This window comes from Anaerobacillus sp. 1_MG-2023, from assembly GCF_030547345.1.
Taxonomy (GTDB): domain Bacteria; phylum Bacillota; class Bacilli; order Bacillales; family Guptibacillaceae; genus Guptibacillus; species Guptibacillus hwajinpoensis_B.
This window is the reverse complement of sequence record NZ_JAUORD010000017.1, coordinates 16,678-32,222: the sequence shown is the minus strand read 5'-3', so window position 1 is coordinate 32,222 and position 15,545 is coordinate 16,678. Positions and strand designations below refer to the sequence as shown.

16 protein-coding genes are annotated in these 15,545 nt (G+C 39.6%); 3 read left to right on the top strand and 13 right to left on the bottom strand.

From position 1 onward, the window contains the following. Window positions 1-41 precede the first annotated feature (41 nt). A complete protein-coding gene (locus tag Q4550_RS20830; RefSeq protein WP_303535724.1) occupies window positions 42-581 on the bottom strand; it encodes a hypothetical protein in 540 nt (179 codons plus the stop codon). A 299-nt stretch (window positions 582-880) separates the two neighbouring features. Next, complete coding sequence (locus Q4550_RS20825; protein WP_303535723.1) at window positions 881-1,081, bottom strand: hypothetical protein; 201 nt, start codon at window positions 1,079-1,081, stop codon at window positions 881-883. Window positions 1,082-1,226: 145 nt separating this feature from the next. Here Q4550_RS20825 and Q4550_RS20820 point away from each other — a divergent pair, with 145 nt between their 5' ends. Further along, window positions 1,227-2,129: an aldo/keto reductase gene (locus Q4550_RS20820; protein ID WP_303535721.1), complete on the top strand. Its 903-nt coding sequence runs from the start codon at window positions 1,227-1,229 to the stop codon at window positions 2,127-2,129. A 184-nt stretch (window positions 2,130-2,313) separates the two neighbouring features. On the opposite strand, the gene Q4550_RS20815 is transcribed toward Q4550_RS20820, so the two are convergent. The 3 genes from Q4550_RS20815 to Q4550_RS20805 form a co-directional block, all read right to left on the bottom strand. Beyond that, complete coding sequence (locus tag Q4550_RS20815) at window positions 2,314-2,706, bottom strand: DoxX family protein (protein ID WP_303535719.1); 393 nt, start codon at window positions 2,704-2,706, stop codon at window positions 2,314-2,316. A 64-nt stretch (window positions 2,707-2,770) separates the two neighbouring features. Further along, complete coding sequence (locus Q4550_RS20810) at window positions 2,771-3,337, bottom strand: biotin transporter BioY (protein WP_303535716.1); 567 nt, start codon at window positions 3,335-3,337, stop codon at window positions 2,771-2,773. Window positions 3,338-3,408: 71 nt separating this feature from the next. Continuing rightward, window positions 3,409-4,152, bottom strand: a complete 744-nt coding sequence (locus Q4550_RS20805) for a divergent polysaccharide deacetylase family protein (protein ID WP_303535808.1) — start codon at window positions 4,150-4,152, stop codon at window positions 3,409-3,411. Between the two features lie 145 nt (window positions 4,153-4,297). Between Q4550_RS20805 and Q4550_RS20800 the strand changes: the two genes are divergently transcribed. Both Q4550_RS20800 and Q4550_RS20795 read left to right on the top strand, forming a co-directional pair. Then, on the top strand, window positions 4,298-5,032 hold the full coding sequence (locus Q4550_RS20800) for an arylamine N-acetyltransferase family protein (protein ID WP_303535714.1): 735 nt from the start codon (window positions 4,298-4,300) through the stop codon (window positions 5,030-5,032). Window positions 5,033-5,130: 98 nt separating this feature from the next. Further along, on the top strand, window positions 5,131-5,643 hold the full coding sequence (locus tag Q4550_RS20795; protein ID WP_226616780.1) for an acyl-CoA thioesterase: 513 nt from the start codon (window positions 5,131-5,133) through the stop codon (window positions 5,641-5,643). 277 nt (window positions 5,644-5,920) lie between these two features. Here Q4550_RS20795 and Q4550_RS20790 read toward each other — a convergent pair whose 3' ends face one another. The 8 genes from Q4550_RS20790 to copZ form a co-directional block, all read right to left on the bottom strand. Continuing rightward, complete coding sequence (locus tag Q4550_RS20790) at window positions 5,921-6,250, bottom strand: DUF1516 family protein (protein ID WP_303535712.1); 330 nt, start codon at window positions 6,248-6,250, stop codon at window positions 5,921-5,923. Window positions 6,251-6,461: 211 nt separating this feature from the next. Continuing rightward, a complete protein-coding gene (locus tag Q4550_RS20785) occupies window positions 6,462-7,607 on the bottom strand; it encodes a mannitol-1-phosphate 5-dehydrogenase (RefSeq protein WP_303535711.1) in 1,146 nt (381 codons plus the stop codon). Window positions 7,608-7,609: 2 nt separating this feature from the next. Beyond that, a complete protein-coding gene (locus tag Q4550_RS20780) occupies window positions 7,610-8,047 on the bottom strand; it encodes a PTS mannitol transporter subunit IIA (RefSeq protein ID WP_160921705.1) in 438 nt (145 codons plus the stop codon). A gap of 1 nt (window position 8,048) precedes the next feature. Further along, window positions 8,049-10,172 carry a BglG family transcription antiterminator gene (locus tag Q4550_RS24605; protein ID WP_303535705.1) on the bottom strand — a complete coding sequence of 708 codons (2,124 nt, stop codon included), beginning with the start codon at window positions 10,170-10,172 and terminating at the stop codon, window positions 8,049-8,051. Window positions 10,173-10,199: 27 nt separating this feature from the next. Then, window positions 10,200-11,966, bottom strand: a complete 1,767-nt coding sequence (locus Q4550_RS20770) for a PTS mannitol transporter subunit IIBC (protein ID WP_303535702.1) — start codon at window positions 11,964-11,966, stop codon at window positions 10,200-10,202. 290 nt (window positions 11,967-12,256) lie between these two features. Further along, entirely contained in the window at window positions 12,257-14,371 is a 2,115-nt protein-coding gene (locus tag Q4550_RS20765; RefSeq protein ID WP_303535699.1) for a heavy metal translocating P-type ATPase, read from the bottom strand. Window positions 14,372-14,473: 102 nt separating this feature from the next. After that, window positions 14,474-15,193 (bottom strand): ZIP family metal transporter, encoded by a 720-nt coding sequence (locus Q4550_RS20760; protein WP_303535696.1) that lies wholly within the window; start codon window positions 15,191-15,193, stop codon window positions 14,474-14,476. A 141-nt stretch (window positions 15,194-15,334) separates the two neighbouring features. Then, window positions 15,335-15,541: a copper chaperone CopZ gene (gene copZ / locus Q4550_RS20755; RefSeq protein ID WP_194222535.1), complete on the bottom strand. Its 207-nt coding sequence runs from the start codon at window positions 15,539-15,541 to the stop codon at window positions 15,335-15,337. Window positions 15,542-15,545 lie beyond the last annotated feature (4 nt).

Here is a 15,545-nt window from a genome sequence, read left to right as displayed (position 1 = left end):
ATGTAAAAAACCCTGCATTTAATATGCAGGGTTAAATCTCTCTATTCTAGTTCTTTCGCAAAGCTTGGCTTAATTAAATCAGCATCTTCAAAGACTTTACCCATTTGATCTTCAAACATCGTAAAATGCTCTAATGCCTTCTCCTGTACTGAAGAATCATCAATAGTAGCTTGCTCAGCGCGAATTTCATAGGCTTCCGTTAGTTCATCAAGCGCGCTTTCAATTTCTTCTTTCGAGTCGTTCAATTCAGATGGAACTTTTAGGTTTTCAATACCTTCAACAGTGGCTTTGCTTGCTTCTACAGCATTGCCTTTCAGTTCTTTAAGTTCTTCGGTTGAAGGCTTTTCCTCTTCGGGTGTTTCACTGTCACTTAAAGCAAACTTAGCTGACTCATATGCTGCAATGTCTTCATTATTTTCTTTCAAAACGCTAACGATTTCAGATTGAAAATCAAGTAGAACACTCTTCGTGTCCATCTGCTCTGCCTCTCCGCTAGTTTCATTAGCACTATTTGTATTTGAACCGCATGCTGCTACGACGAGAAGCATTGATAAACTCAAAACAAAAAAGACCTTTTTCATTGGTATAACCCCCATTATAAGTGTACTTCCAAAAATTAGTTTAGCACGTTATTAAATTTTGTAAATGAAAATATATGGATAAAAACCCTTTCTAAATCACTGGTATAAAAGGATTTATGTATATTTATTAAATGAGACAAATAAAAATAGCTGCCGGCGTTGGCAGCTACGATATTTAAACAATTGGAGAAGGGGGAACTTCTTTGGCTTTGTTTGAGCTATATATGACAATTTGTGTCGGGGAACACCATGTCTCTTTTCTTCTATACTGATAATGATAATCTTTATCAATTAGAAAGTCAATAACTTTTCTTAAATGAAATTGGTGGTGTTGATTCAAAAGCACTCGTTTTCTTTTTACGTACATAACCACTTCTTAAAGCCTCTGCCCTAAGAACAAGTGCAAATGCTGTAAAGGAAAAGACTAGTATTAAGAAAAACATGGAGATTTGTAACGTTTCAACCATATTACCCACCTCTTCGTTGACTATTTTTTTCATTATAGCACGCCTTAATGATAATGAGAAGCATTATCATTAAGGGTGAGCACATTTGCACACTAATAAAGGTTCAACAAGTTGCGCAAACGATTTCATTACATTATGATAAGAAAAGTACATATAAAACCATTTTGGAGGATTAATAATGCAGCGTATTCATTTAACAGAAGATTTATCATTCTCTCGTCTCGTCCATGGTCTCTGGCGACTTGCAGACTGGAATCAAACGAGTGAAGAAACACTTTCTTTAATAGAGCATAATCTCGATCATGGCATTACAACGTTCGATCACGCTGACCTTTACGGAAGTTATGAGTGTGAAGAACTTTTCGGGAAAGCATTATCACTCAAACCATCTCTACGTGATCAAATAGAGATTGTCACAAAATGCGGGATTGTAATCGAGTCTCCTAATCGTCCCTCCCACCAATCTCATCATTATAATACAAGTAAAGATCACATCATCGCTTCTGCTGAACAGTCCCTTACAGCACTTGGGATTGAGCATATCGATGTCCTGTTAATTCATCGACCTGACCCCTTTATGGATCCAGAACAAGTGGCCGAAGCTTTTTATGAATTAAAACAAGCTGGAAAGGTTCGTCATTTTGGAGTCTCTAATTTCAAACGTCATCAACTTAACATGCTACAATCTTATGTGGATCAACCATTAATTACAAATCAGCTGGAACTTTCAGCCTATCATCTTGAGAACTTCGAAGATGGCACGCTAAATCTTTGTCAGGAAAAGCGAATGAAACCAATGGCATGGTCTCCTCTTGCAGGAGGAGATGTGTTCACATCGCAAGAAGATAAAGCAGTTCGTCTCCGCAAGACGATAGAAAAGATTGCCTCTGAGATCGGTGCTGAAGGAATCGATCAAGTGCTTTATGCATGGCTACTTAACCATCCGGCAAACATTATGCCAATCGTTGGATCTGGAAAGCGTGAGCGAATTGATAGTGCTGTTGAAGCTCTTTCTTACTCCTTATCACGCGATCAATGGTTTGAAATTCTAACAAGTTCTATGGGACATGATATTCCATAAGAGCCTCGCTAACCGAGATATATTCTAAATTTGATCTGGATATGACACAAACAGAAGCGCCTATCTATAGAAAGGCGCTTCTTCTTATTATTCATTTTTAAACAAACGTGTATTTAGCTCTATTTAGAGCTATATTGCTGTACAATATTTACTGAAAAACCTTCTCTTCAAATACCGTTCTGTTTCATCTTTTTATTTTTTTACTTGAAATAATTTCAGATAATGCCAGCTTCCTACTACCTGTAAATGCTAGTATAAGTGATAATCCAAAAAGGGAAAGTGGAAATTCGTAGCCTCCTATTAGCCCCATAGGAAGCTTTGCAAGAACAATAGCACCAATCATCGTTAATCCAAGGAGGATCGCAGATGGGATAACGAAAATCCCCGCAATAAGAAACGCTCCTCCAACGGCTTCAATAATGGCTGTAGCATAAGCTAACCAGGCAGGTTGACCAATTTTTTCAAACATCGCAATGGTATTTCCTATTCCACCTAATTTTTGTATTCCATGAGCTAGCATAATGAAACCGAGTATTACTCGACCACCCAGAAAGCCCCACTCCATTCTGTTCTTCATAATGGACACCTCACTTGTTGTATTGTTTCTTAGCTAACGTGTCAGGCAGGGCCAATGGATCACTTTACGCTTGAATCGTTCCCACGGGGCTTTGTAAGAGCCTTGCTTGAATCAGACGTTTGCGAACAGTAATACCTATCCAACTTGCAAGAAATGCTTTGATTAAACCAACGAATAAGAAAGGATAAACCCCCGCGACCATCGCTTCATGCCAGTTTAGATCTACAACAAATTTTAATTGAATCGTACCGATTAATAGGATGATAATCATAGACACTGTGTTCGCCAACATCGCATGCACCATAGTATACGATGTTTTCTCTAGGATAAGGCCAGTAACATATGCCGCAATAATGAATGCAAAAATATATCCACCAGTTGGTCCTAATAAGACTCCTAATCCACCTTTTGCCTGTGCAAACACCGGAAGACCAATACCCCCTAATATTGTATAGCCTGTCATCGTAATGGCGCCGTATTTACTACCAAGAATTGTGGCCGTTAAACCGACAGCTAAAGTCTGTCCACTAATTGGAACAAGTGGTAAAGGAATTTCCATTTGTGCAAGAATAGATGTGACCCCAATAAAGAATCCACATAAAATTATCACTCGAAAATTTGATTTCTCCATTTTCTCCCCCTCAAATGTTAACCTTAATAAAAACAATGTTAACACTTATTCAAGGAAGGAGGAAGATCTATTTAAGGCATGCTTTCATCAATCATTTCAAAACCTGGAATCATCTGCGAAAGAGGTACAATTGTTGCTTCATTTTTGTACATTGGAATAAATTCATTTAAAACAGCTACCATCTTTTCCCCCGCGATTCCTACATGTCCAATTGCGATATGAGCCTCATCATCTTTCAGTTTTTCCGCCAACTCTTGAGCTTGTCTGCTCATATGTTGAATCGTATAGACATCATCAAAAAAAAGCTCATTCTCAAGATAAGGTACCCCTATTTCTTCTGCTAGTTCAGGAATGACACTTTTCCCTGTTGTCTTGCTATCTAAATAATAGAGTCCCTTTTCTCGACACACTTCAAGAACTATCCTCATCACTCGTTCATCAGCTGTCGCTTTTGAACCCATATGGTGATTCATTCCTACCGCATGAGGAACAGCCTCAATCGCTTCGTTTACTCGCTTTCGAATTTCTTTATTAGGAAGATCAGTTGTAATTGCCCCTGGACCTAGCCAGCTTCTCTTTCCTCTAACCGGTTCCATCGGAATATGAACGATCACTTCATGTCCATAACGATGCGCTTCCTCCGCATCTCTTTCAGTCGTTTCAAGAAACGGCATAATGGCTACTGTTAGCGTAACAGGTAATCGAAGCATTTCATCTGTCCCACCCATGTCATTTCCAAAATCATCAATAACAATGGCCAACTCGCGATTATTCTCCGCATACACGTGACTTGGAAAAAGTATGATCAACATCATAATACAAATCCACCTGTTCACATCCTCACACCCCTTTTCTCTTTAATATTCCCATATAAGCCATCTTCATGAATGCCGAGGTAGATCAGTTGCGTTATCCATACGACTGCATGAAAATAGAGAGAGGATAGAAAGGAGTTTCAGTATGAACGTAGAGGAGTATTTACTACGCATCTGTACAGAAAGTGAGCAAACCGACCTTCTCTCTCTTCAATTACTTCAAAAAAATCATATACATCACATTCCTTTTGAAAACCTCGATACCTCAAAAAACATATGGATCGATTTAAACCTTGAGACTATGTATCAAAAGGTAATCACACAAAAACGAGGGGGGCTATGTTTTGAACTTAACCCCCTATACAATTGGCTTCTTAACGAAATTGGCTTTTCCCCTATTTTGATTACAGGTACAGTAGCAATTAATGAAAAAAATTGGGGTAAAAAAAACACACACCTAACAAATCTTGTTGAACTTGAAGGAACGACATACTTAACAGATGTAGGGTTTGGAAATTCAAGTCAAACTCCTATTCCCCTAACTGGAGAGGTTGTTTACGATGGTTATCACCATTACAGGATTGTTCATCACTCTGAAGATGAGTTTGATCTGCAAAAAGCAGAATATGAAGAATGGCAGACTCAAGTCCGCTTCTCAACTGAAGCCCGAACGTTGGCTGATTATGAGCCATTAAGTTCTTTCGTTCAATCAGACCCGAACTCACCTTTTACTAACGGTGTAGTAGTCACTATTGCGACTAATGAAGGACGAACGACACTAACAAAAGATTCACTTAGTTTTACAAAAAATGCACAAAAAACGGTCTTTGACGTGAACGAAGATGAGTGGGACTATTTATATAACCTCTACTTTAGATAACTCTTCTACATGTACATGTAAGACATAGGTTTTTCAACTCTTGATCAAGGGCATAGTAAAGATAGACTACAAGAAAAGCATAATAAGGAGAGACGAATATGGAATCTAAATACATTCGCGAATCACGTGTTGTCAAAACAAGTCACGTATTCCCAGAAGCAACAAACAATCATAACACTTTATTTGGTGGCCAGCTGATGAGAGACATTGATGATATTGCATCAATCGCAGCAATGCGCCACTGTCGTAGTGAAGTTGTAACAGCCTCAACTGACTCTGTTGACTTCTTACACCCAATTACACCAGACGATTCCGTTTGTCTCGAAGCATACGTGACATTCACCGGAAAGTCATCTATGGAAGTATTTGTGAAAGTGATAGCAGAGCATCTCCTATCAGGCGAAAGACATATCGGAGCAACAGCATTCCTTACATTTGTGGCATTGGATGAAAAGAAAAAACCACTACCTGTTCCAAAAGTCATCCCTGAATCAGAAGAAGAAAAAAATCTACACGAAACAGCTCCCGCCCGAGCAGAAAAACGCAAAGAACACCGCCAGGCCAGTAAAGAACTAGCCGGCCTCCTAACCACAGAAAAACCTTGGGAATAACAAAAGCAGAAGGGACCGGTTAGCCTCGACAAGCGCTGGAGGCATTTCAATAGAACACGCCCTTTGTGTTCATTTGAAATGGTGAAGCGATCGAGAGGCTGGGCCCTGCAGCTGGATGATAACAAAAGCGGAAGGGACCGGTTAGGCCCGACAAGCGCTGGAACCATTCAAAATGAACACGTCGTTTGTGTTCATTTTGAGTGGTGAAGCGATTGAGGGGCTTGGCCAATAACTAAAAAAAGCGACAGCCAATATAATTGGCTGTCGCTTTTTCACATTAAATCCAATTGTACCCGATTGAAATAATCACTAAAATAAGAACAATACACGCGATCCAAAGCATCTTTGTTGATTCGGCACGCTTTCTTCTCCCAACGATCATTTCCATAACCCCGATTAATACAATCGCCAGGATTCCTTTAAGCACATAGATCAGCGGAAAACCAAGGATAAAGAGCATCCCAATTCCAGTACCGAGCATAATCAAGTAAAATAATCGCTGAACCATAAGCGAGATCTTCTGCTTAGGAGCAAAATAACTAATCACTAATAGCAAAACAAGAATCGCCCATGAACCTGAGTGAGACTGAAGTAATATATTGAACATTCGTGTTCCCCTTCCCATTGAAAATGGATATGACTAATGCCATACCCTAATAGTAGAATTGTATTGAGGTTGGCACAAGTCCTAATGTGAAATCGTAACAAAATTATACGAATTAAGATATTATTTATCCCTATTAAATAATTCCGAAACGAACAGATTTCAAACAAATAAAGGGAAGCTCCATTTAATGAGCTCCCCTTCTGCGTAGAGATTACGCCATTTCTTTATAATGCTTGCTAATTAGATCAAATAGAGTTTCTCCTTCGGTTACTCCTGTAAAAGCAGTAATCGCACTAGAAAGTCCTTCATTTTTGATTTTACTCTGAATCGTTACAGCATCTTCATCTTCTTTTGGATCAAATCGCAATGCTGCTGCAATTCCTTTCGCGAGGTAGTTTGGTTCTTTGTTTAATTCCGCAAGCTGACGTGCCGGGCCAACAAGTCGATCGTCAGGTCCAATTTTACGAATTGGAGCTCGTCCAACGCGAGTAACTTCATCCACTAGATGTGGATTTAGAAAACGACCAAGAATTTTTGTAATATAAGCCTCATGCGCCTCTTTTTCAAAACCGTGCTTATGCTGAAGCAATTCACCAGACTCTTCAAGAGCATTCTTCACATCATGATAGATATCTTCGGTGTCTAGTGCTTCCTTGATTGTCTCATACCCTGCTTGATAACCAAGGTAAGCTGTCACTGCGTGTCCTGTATTAACGGTGAACAACTTCCGCTCAATGTAAGGAGCAAGATCTTGAACGTACGTAAGGCCAGCTATTTCCGGAACTTCTCCAGCCATCATTGTTTGATCGACTACCCATTCATAGAAGGGCTCAACCGCAACCATTAATGGATCTTCATGCGTCTGGTTTGGAACAATACGATCCACTGCAGCATCTGGGAAACCAGCATATTGATCAAGCACTTTACGATCCGCTTCATCCATCTTTTCTTCAACAGCATTTCGAAGCATTGTACTGCCACCGATCATATTCTCACATGCTATGACGTTAACGGGAGCTTTTCCATCTGCGATACGTTTTGAGATGCCTTCTTTGATAGCAGAAGAAATCAATTTTAATACGGTCGGACCAACAGCTGTCGTAATAAGGTCAGCTTGATAGATCGCATCAATCACCGCTTCAGGATCTTGTTGGCTGTTAATACCTCTTACGCCTTCAACATCAATCTGCTCCTTATTCTGACCTAATATTTCTACTGTATAACTATTTCGTTCATTAAGCTCGTTAATCACAGTCTCATTGATATCTACGAAGCATACTTCATATCCTGATTGAGAAAGAAGCTTTCCAATAAAGCCTCTTCCAATATTTCCAGCACCAAAATGAACGGCAAGCATGATTAATTCACCTCGTTAAACATTGAGATTAACGTTTCTTTGGAATCCGCTTGAATCAACTCTTCCACATTTTCTTCTTCAGAACAAACAATCGCAATTTGAGAAAGGATCTCTAAGTGCTCATTGTCCTTACCAGCAATACCAATGATAATCTTCGCAATATTTCCATCTCCGAAATCAACGCCTTCTCGCAATTGGATGATGGATAGTCCAGAATGCTTCACAGCTTTCTTAGCATCCTCCGTACCGTGAGGAATAGCAACAGAGTTGCCCATGTAAGTCGTCGTGATCTTTTCACGTTCTTGCATTTGCTCAAGATAGCTTTCATCAACATAACCGTTGTCGACAAGGATCTGACCAGCCATACGGATAGCCTCTTCTTTAGTTGCAGCCGTTTCGTTTAGTAATACGTTCTCAGTTGATAGAATTTCTTTTGCCATTTTAATCGTCTCCTTTAAATCCTAATTGTTTTTCTACATGACTTTTCATTTTGTTTGCGAGATACAATCCAATTGATTCTTGATTGCTCCCCGAAAAAAGCGCGATACTTTCATTTGATTCAATGATAAGAGAACTAATGTAGCTCATGATCTCAATGCTTTCAATCGGCGAATCCTCTGGTGCCAGTTGTAAAAGAACGGTGTCCATTTCAATGAATGAACCATCCATTGCCTTTCTCTGAACAGGTTCCATTAATCGAACAATTGTAAACACAGGCTTCTTAACTTCAGGAGTCCGTGTATGGAATAATCCAAGTGAAGTCTCAGGAATCCCCACTCCACTAATGTTTTCGCGCTTTAGAAGCGCTTCTTTAACCTCTGATGAATGGCTAATAGCATCAAGTGTTTCTAGACGCCTACACTCTTCTACTAAAAGCCTCTCCACCTCTTTGTGTTCAGATTGGTTTACTCGAAATAATTCCACTATTGAAGCTGCAGTTGTGGTATATAATTCAGCTTTACGAAACCAGGTACTTGCTTCATCACTTGAAAAAAACAAGGGTTCCTTATCCGTCTTTGGCTTCTCGCCCGTGCTTCTTCTTTTCAACATCGATTTCTTTTGAAGTGTCGAACGAATTCGCGTTGCCTCTTCCTCCGTTAAAAAAGGATTGACCTTTATATACTCTCCTTCATATTCAGGGAGAGGGATCGTAGAAACAATCAGATCATAATTCTCTGGATCTTCATCTCGTAGTTCAAATAATGAAGCGCTTTTGATGGTTTGGATTTCTGGTAACTCCTGTTTCAATCGAGTCGCCAGCATTTTGGATGTACCGATACCACTTGAGCATACAGCAAGAATATTCACTTCGTTATGTTGAAAGCGACCTTCAAGGGCCGAACCAAAGTGGAGAACGAGAAAACCAACTTCTTCATCAGGAATAGATACCCCGGGAAAAATTTCTTTGAGCGCTTCTTTAAGCAGTTGGAATAAGTCAGCATAATCTGCTTTTATTTTTGTAAGCAAAGGATTATGGAAATTCATGTTCTGCCTAACACGATGCGTTGCAGGACCAAGGTGTGTTACCAAACCCTCTAGAAGTGATTCATTCGTTTCTAAATCCGCATTGAGACGCTTATCTACATAGCGGATTAACTCTTTCGTTTTAACAAGAATCGGATAATTTGTTTCTTCTAAATAGTAGTCTCCAGTGTTTCTTAGTTTGGCTCCGCGTAAATGCATGGTGATATAACCGATCTCAGCTTCAGGTATTAAGACATTAAAAGATTCTTCAAGTTTTGTAGCGATTATTCTAGCAAAACCAAACTCTTTCGTATTCCTTAGTGTGCTTAAATACTCTTCATCAATCTCGATCTTTTCACCCTTTTGAATACGCTCCACAGCCAGAGTCAAATGCACAATTAAACCAATATATGCGCTATCCGCGATCATATAAGGTAACTCATTATTTACATCATCAACGATTGTTTCAACTTTCAAAAGCTTATCTCGATCAACTAACCCTAGCAATCGTTCGGAAGCAGATTCGAGAACATTGCCTTGAGATTTCTTTTGAATAGACTTCTTTAACAACGTAAAAAAGTCTGAATCATTAAACTCAGAAGCAAGCAAGGAACTCATGGCGTGCCTTTTCAGGGCTTCAGTCCCTTCAACCTGCACGCCATATCCCCGCCTTCGTATTAATGAAAGCTGCATCCTTTCAAGCCATTCTTCCGCTTTGTCTAAATCATGACTGACAGTAGCAACTGTCACTCTCAAGTCATTCGCTAGACCAATTAACTTAATAGGATCAGCTGATTCCAACAGCTTGCATAGAATCAGCGTCTCCCTTTCTTGTTGCGTATATTCCGTAATGGTTAGATCAACTAGATAGCTTTTCAACTCATTTCGGTTGGATTCTTCACCTTCAATTTGAACCCCTACCCCAGCTTTCTTGTTTAAGGTTAAATCATACTGAGTGAGAATATCCTCTACGCCTACTAAATCACGGTGAACCGTTCGTTCGCTTACCTCAAGTTCTTGAGCGATTCCTTTGACCGTATAATAGTCATTACTCTCTAATAGAAGCTGAAGAATTGTTCGTTCCCTTGCTGAAATAAACACATGGTTCACCTCGAATTCTGGCTATACCTATTTTTTAAGTCTATCAACAAGCTCTTCGTATTTCGGGCTATTCATAAAGTTTGCCACTGAGATATGCTCAGCATCAGGACGTTTTGCTTTTGCTCGATCTGTTAAGTCCTGGTGCGTTACGATTAAATCCGCATCATCTGGTAAGTTACTAATAGCCGTATTTGTCACATCAATGTCTTGAAGTCCAGCTTTCTTGAACTTATTGCGAAGGACTGATGCGCCCATTGCACTTGATCCCATTCCAGCATCACATGCAAACACTACTTTATTAATATCTTTCTTCTCAACTTGCTCTACTTCTTCTTTCACTGGCGCTTCACCTGCGGAAGTTAACTCAGCAACAAGTTCATCATATTTTGGACTGTTCATAAAGTTTTTAACCGAGATGTGATTCGCTTCTGGAAGCTTATCCTTTGCACGATCGGTTAAATCTTGATGAGTCACAACGAGATCGGCATCATTAGGTAAATTGCTAATCGAAGTATTTGTTACTTCAATGTCTGTTAAACCAGCTTTTTTGAATTTATTACGTAGTACGGATGCCCCCATTGCACTTGATCCCATTCCAGCATCACATGCAAAGACTACTTTGGCTATATTGCCATAAGAAGATGTTGTTTCTTCTTTTGGCTCTTCGGCATTCGTTTTTAGGTTAGAAGATACGCTGCTCTTCTTCCCTTTCATTGCTTCCATTTTTTCAGTCGCTTCTGAAATATCTTCTCCGCTATCTTTTGAGCGTTTAAGGATTACGGCAGAGACTAAGAAAGAAACTACCGTTGCCGCAACAACCCCTGCAATAACACTTAGATACTCGCCACGCGGTGTCATAATCATAAGTGAAACGATACTTCCTGGTGAAGTAGGTGCTAACAATCCTGCATTTAGAAGCGTGAATGTGAACACACCACTCATTCCCCCAAGAATAGCAGCAAGAAGTAGTGCTGGTTTCATCAAGATGTATGGGAAGTAAATTTCGTGAATTCCACCTACAAAATGAATCAGTGCAGCTCCTGGGGCTGATTGTTTTGCTGTTCCCTTACCAACAATTGAGTAAGCAAGAAGAATCCCTAAACCTGGTCCTGGGTTGGCTTCCACCAAAAAGAGAATCGATTTACCAGTATTTGCAGCCTGTTCAAGTCCAAGTGGGCTAAAAATCCCGTGGTTAATCGCATTATTTAAAAAGAGCACTTTACCTGGTTCAATTAATATACTTACTAATGGTAATAGACCTGCAGCAATAATAGCTTCTACACCTGCAGCAAGCGCTTTGTTTAATCCTAAGACAACTGGACCAATTGCTAGAGAAGCAATAATAGTTAAAGCCCCACCAATAATCCCAGCTGAGAAATTGTTAACGAGCATTTCAAAGCCTGATTTAATCTTGCCATGAATAGCTTCGTCGAATTTCTTAATCAAATATCCCCCAAGCGGCCCCATAGCCATAGCTCCAAGGAACATCGGAATGTCTGCTCCAACAATAACACCAATGGTTGCCGTTGCACCAACAACTCCGCCTCGACCACCGTATACAATTTTACCTCCAGTGTAACCAATCAAAAGTGGCAATAGGTAGTAAAGCATTGGTTCTACTAACTCGGCAAGGCTTGCATTTGGTAGATAACCATCTGGTATGAATAAAGCAGTAATCAATCCCCAAGCAATAAATGCGCCAATATTTGGCATAATCATACTGCTTAAGTAACTTCCGAAACGCTGAACTTTTACTTTAAATCCAGATTTCTCTGCTGTGTTCTGTTCACTCATTATATATCCTCCCTTTCTTCCGCACCGTTAAAGCGTTTTCATTTTTTTAGGAGACTTGTTGACATGATCTTATATTTCGCTTAATTGGAACCCATATTCCCCGGCACGTATTGTTTGTCTTAATTACTTACTATGATAAAGGGAGACAAAGTCAGTTACAATGAAATCCAAACGCGAATTCGGCATATCACTTGTTGACATGATTAAACAAAGCTATACTTTCTGTTAATTTTTAGGGTGAATAATATAGAATGCCAACATAAACAAAAACCCTCTAGAAATCTAGAGGGTTACGAATGCTGTGGCTCTGCTTCATTATGAATATGTGTTTTTTCTTTTGTTTTCCGTTCCCATAGAATCGTTAAACTAATGAACGTCACGAGAATTGTTGCTCCCATATCAGACAGTATCGCAATCCATAGCGTTAATAAACCAGGAATAGTAAGAAGTAAAGCAATCAGTTTTAAGCCAAGGGCTAACGCAATATTAACCCGGATCGTTCGATTTACTCGTTTAGCGATGGAGACCGCTTCAGGCAATTTACTTAGATGGTCCTGCATCAATACGATATCGGCTGTTTCAATTGCGCTATCTGTCCCTTTTCCCATAGCGATTCCAAGGTCAGCTGAAGCAAGAGCCGGAGCATCATTAATCCCGTCACCAATCATGGCTACTTTACCTTCTGTTGTTAATTCTTTCACTTTAGCCACTTTGTCTTCAGGTAAGAGACCGCCGAAATAAGAACGTACGCCAACACGGTTTGCCACTTTCTCAGCCGTTTTTTCATGATCTCCTGTTAACATCACCGTATTTTTAATACCTATATGATGTAAAGCGCGAATAACAGACTCACTTTCCTCTCTAATTTCATCTGCAACTCCAAACACGCCAAGAATATGTTTCTCATCGGCTACAAGGACAAGCGTTAACCCATCATGTTTCATCGCATCAATCGATGTTCTCACATCCTCAGGGATGATTACATGTTGAACACTTTTTTCATTTCCTACCCAATGTCTTTTTCCATTAATGTCGGCTATGATCCCCTGCCCTGATATCGTTTCTGTATTTGTTGCTTCGATTTCACGATAAGGAAAGCTATTTACTTTTGTCATGATTGCTTTTGCTAACGGATGTGAAGAATGTTTCTCAACCGCTGCCGCTACTGATAAGAAATGCTCCTGGTCATAAACTTCATATTTCTCCACATAAGGTAGCCCTTTTGTAAGCGTACCGGTTTTATCAAAAGCGAGCGTATCAATTTTTCCTAGCTGTTCAAGATAAATAGATCCTTTTACGAGAATACCGTTACGCGCATTTCGAGTAATACCCGAGATGTTGGCAATAGGTGATGAAAGAATAAGTGCACAAGGACATCCTACAATAAGCACGGCAAGTCCCTGGTAAAACCACTCACTCCAAATCCCTCCGAACAATAAAGGCGGAACAAGCATCACGAGTGCTGATATAAGCATAATAATCGGTGTGTAATACTTTGAGAAACGATTAATAAATAATTCCGTAGGTGTCTTTGTTTCCTGAGCTTCTTCAACTAAATGCAATATTTTTGCAAGGGATGAATCCTCATAAGCTTTCGTGATTTTCACACGAAGAATTCCTTCATTATTAATACTTCCGCCATAAACAGACTCATTAGCACTTTTTTCAACCGGCATAGCTTCTCCAGTAATAGCCGCTTCGTTCACTGAACTATAGCCAGATTCGACGATTCCATCCGATGGAATTTTCGCGCCTGATTTGACCAAAACAATGTCTTTCACTTTTAGATCCTGAATCGAAACGATTTCTTCTCTTCCCTCTCGAATAAGAAGGGCTTCTTTCGGCGCAATTTTTAGTAAGGACTCCATAGACTTCCTTGCCTTCTCCATACCAAGTCCTTCTAAATATTCATTCAGTCCAAATAGGATTGCAACAAGCGTGCCTTCCTTCCACTCTCCAATAGACACCGCACCTATTAAAGCAATTGTCATTAACGTCTCAATGTTAAATGTTAGTTTCATTAAGTTCTGTAGACCTTTAATAAACGTTTGATATCCACTTAAAATAATGGCCGTTAAATAGAACGGGATAGCTGATATATTTGATAGTCCATCGAAAAGAAGAGCAGTAGCGAAAATCGCCGATGAGATAGCAAGGAGCCACTTCACCTTGTTGTGACCATTACCATGTTCATGGGCATGTCCATTCTCGTTTTTAATCAATGATGCGTGATCTGAAGCAAGGATTTTCTCAACTTGTTCAAGATTCACTCTCTCATCCAGCTTTAATTTACCGGAATTATATTGAATTTGAGCGGAATCGCCGTATTCAAGTTTTTGAATCTGTTGTTCCATTCCCGCTGCACAATTCGGACAGGATAAACCTTTCAAACGATATTCTTCCATCGATGTGAACTCCTTTCTTATGTGATTTTTCTATTTTATTCAATATATGAGCATGTGTTCATATTAGTCTATGTACAATTTTACTGAATCTTATATATGTTGTCAAAAAAGCTTATGAGTTACCTCAAGATAAATCGCCAGTAAAAGTATTCCCAGACTTGTATATAAGTACAACTCCTGATTTAAAACTCTTCCGACAACATGACCGATCATTTCGTGAATAGCTACATACGATAAAGATCCAATTGCTACGCCCATAAAGAGACCATTTAGTAGATTCGATTGATAAGAAACCACCCCGAACCAGGCTGATAGCGTTAATATAATGGTTACAGAGCTTGCTGCTAAAATCACAAACAACCGATGGAGTCCGTTCATTCTAGTGAGTATATACAACGCCACTCCCTCTGGTAAGTGATGGATAAATAAGGCTAGCAGCAATGACATGCCAATTCCGCTACTAACTGACGTCATTCCAAGAGCGATCCCGACTGGGATGTTGTGCGAGATGACAGCAAGAACGAAAGCAAACACTGGAAGGTAACTCTTATCTTGAAACTTTCTGTGAACCACTTGCTCTGTCCAAATAAATAAAAGAACAGAAAGCGACGCACCTGCTAGTAGTGCCCAAAACGAATACGAACGAACGCTTTCTGGTATCAGTTCAAAGGAAATCACGCCGATGAGCATACCACCACAAATCAGATAAAGAGCTTCCAAACGATGTTGATAATAGGTAAATGCCACCTTCCCTGCAGTAGCTCCTATCAAAAGTCCCCCGAAGCCTATCATAAATAAACTTGTGAACAGTGAAGTGTTCATGGGCGTCTTCCCCTCCTCAAATTAATTCAAAGATAATCTTATTCTTCCACTTGTCCTATTAGCGAATTTTATTATCAAGAAACGAAAGTTATGAATTTAAAAAGCCGAAGAAAGGATTCACTCCCTTCTTCGGCTTTTTATTTAGACAATGTCATATCCTTGTTCTTCTACCGCTTCATTCATTTCCGAAACGCTAACGCTAGAAGCATTATAAGAAACTTTTGCCGTTCCTTCTTCTACGTTCACATTTACTTCTGAAACTCCTTCAAGTTCCTGTAAAGCCGTTGTTACTGCTGCTTTACAATGATCACATGTCATTCCTTCAATTTTTAATGTTGTTTGTTCCATCGTG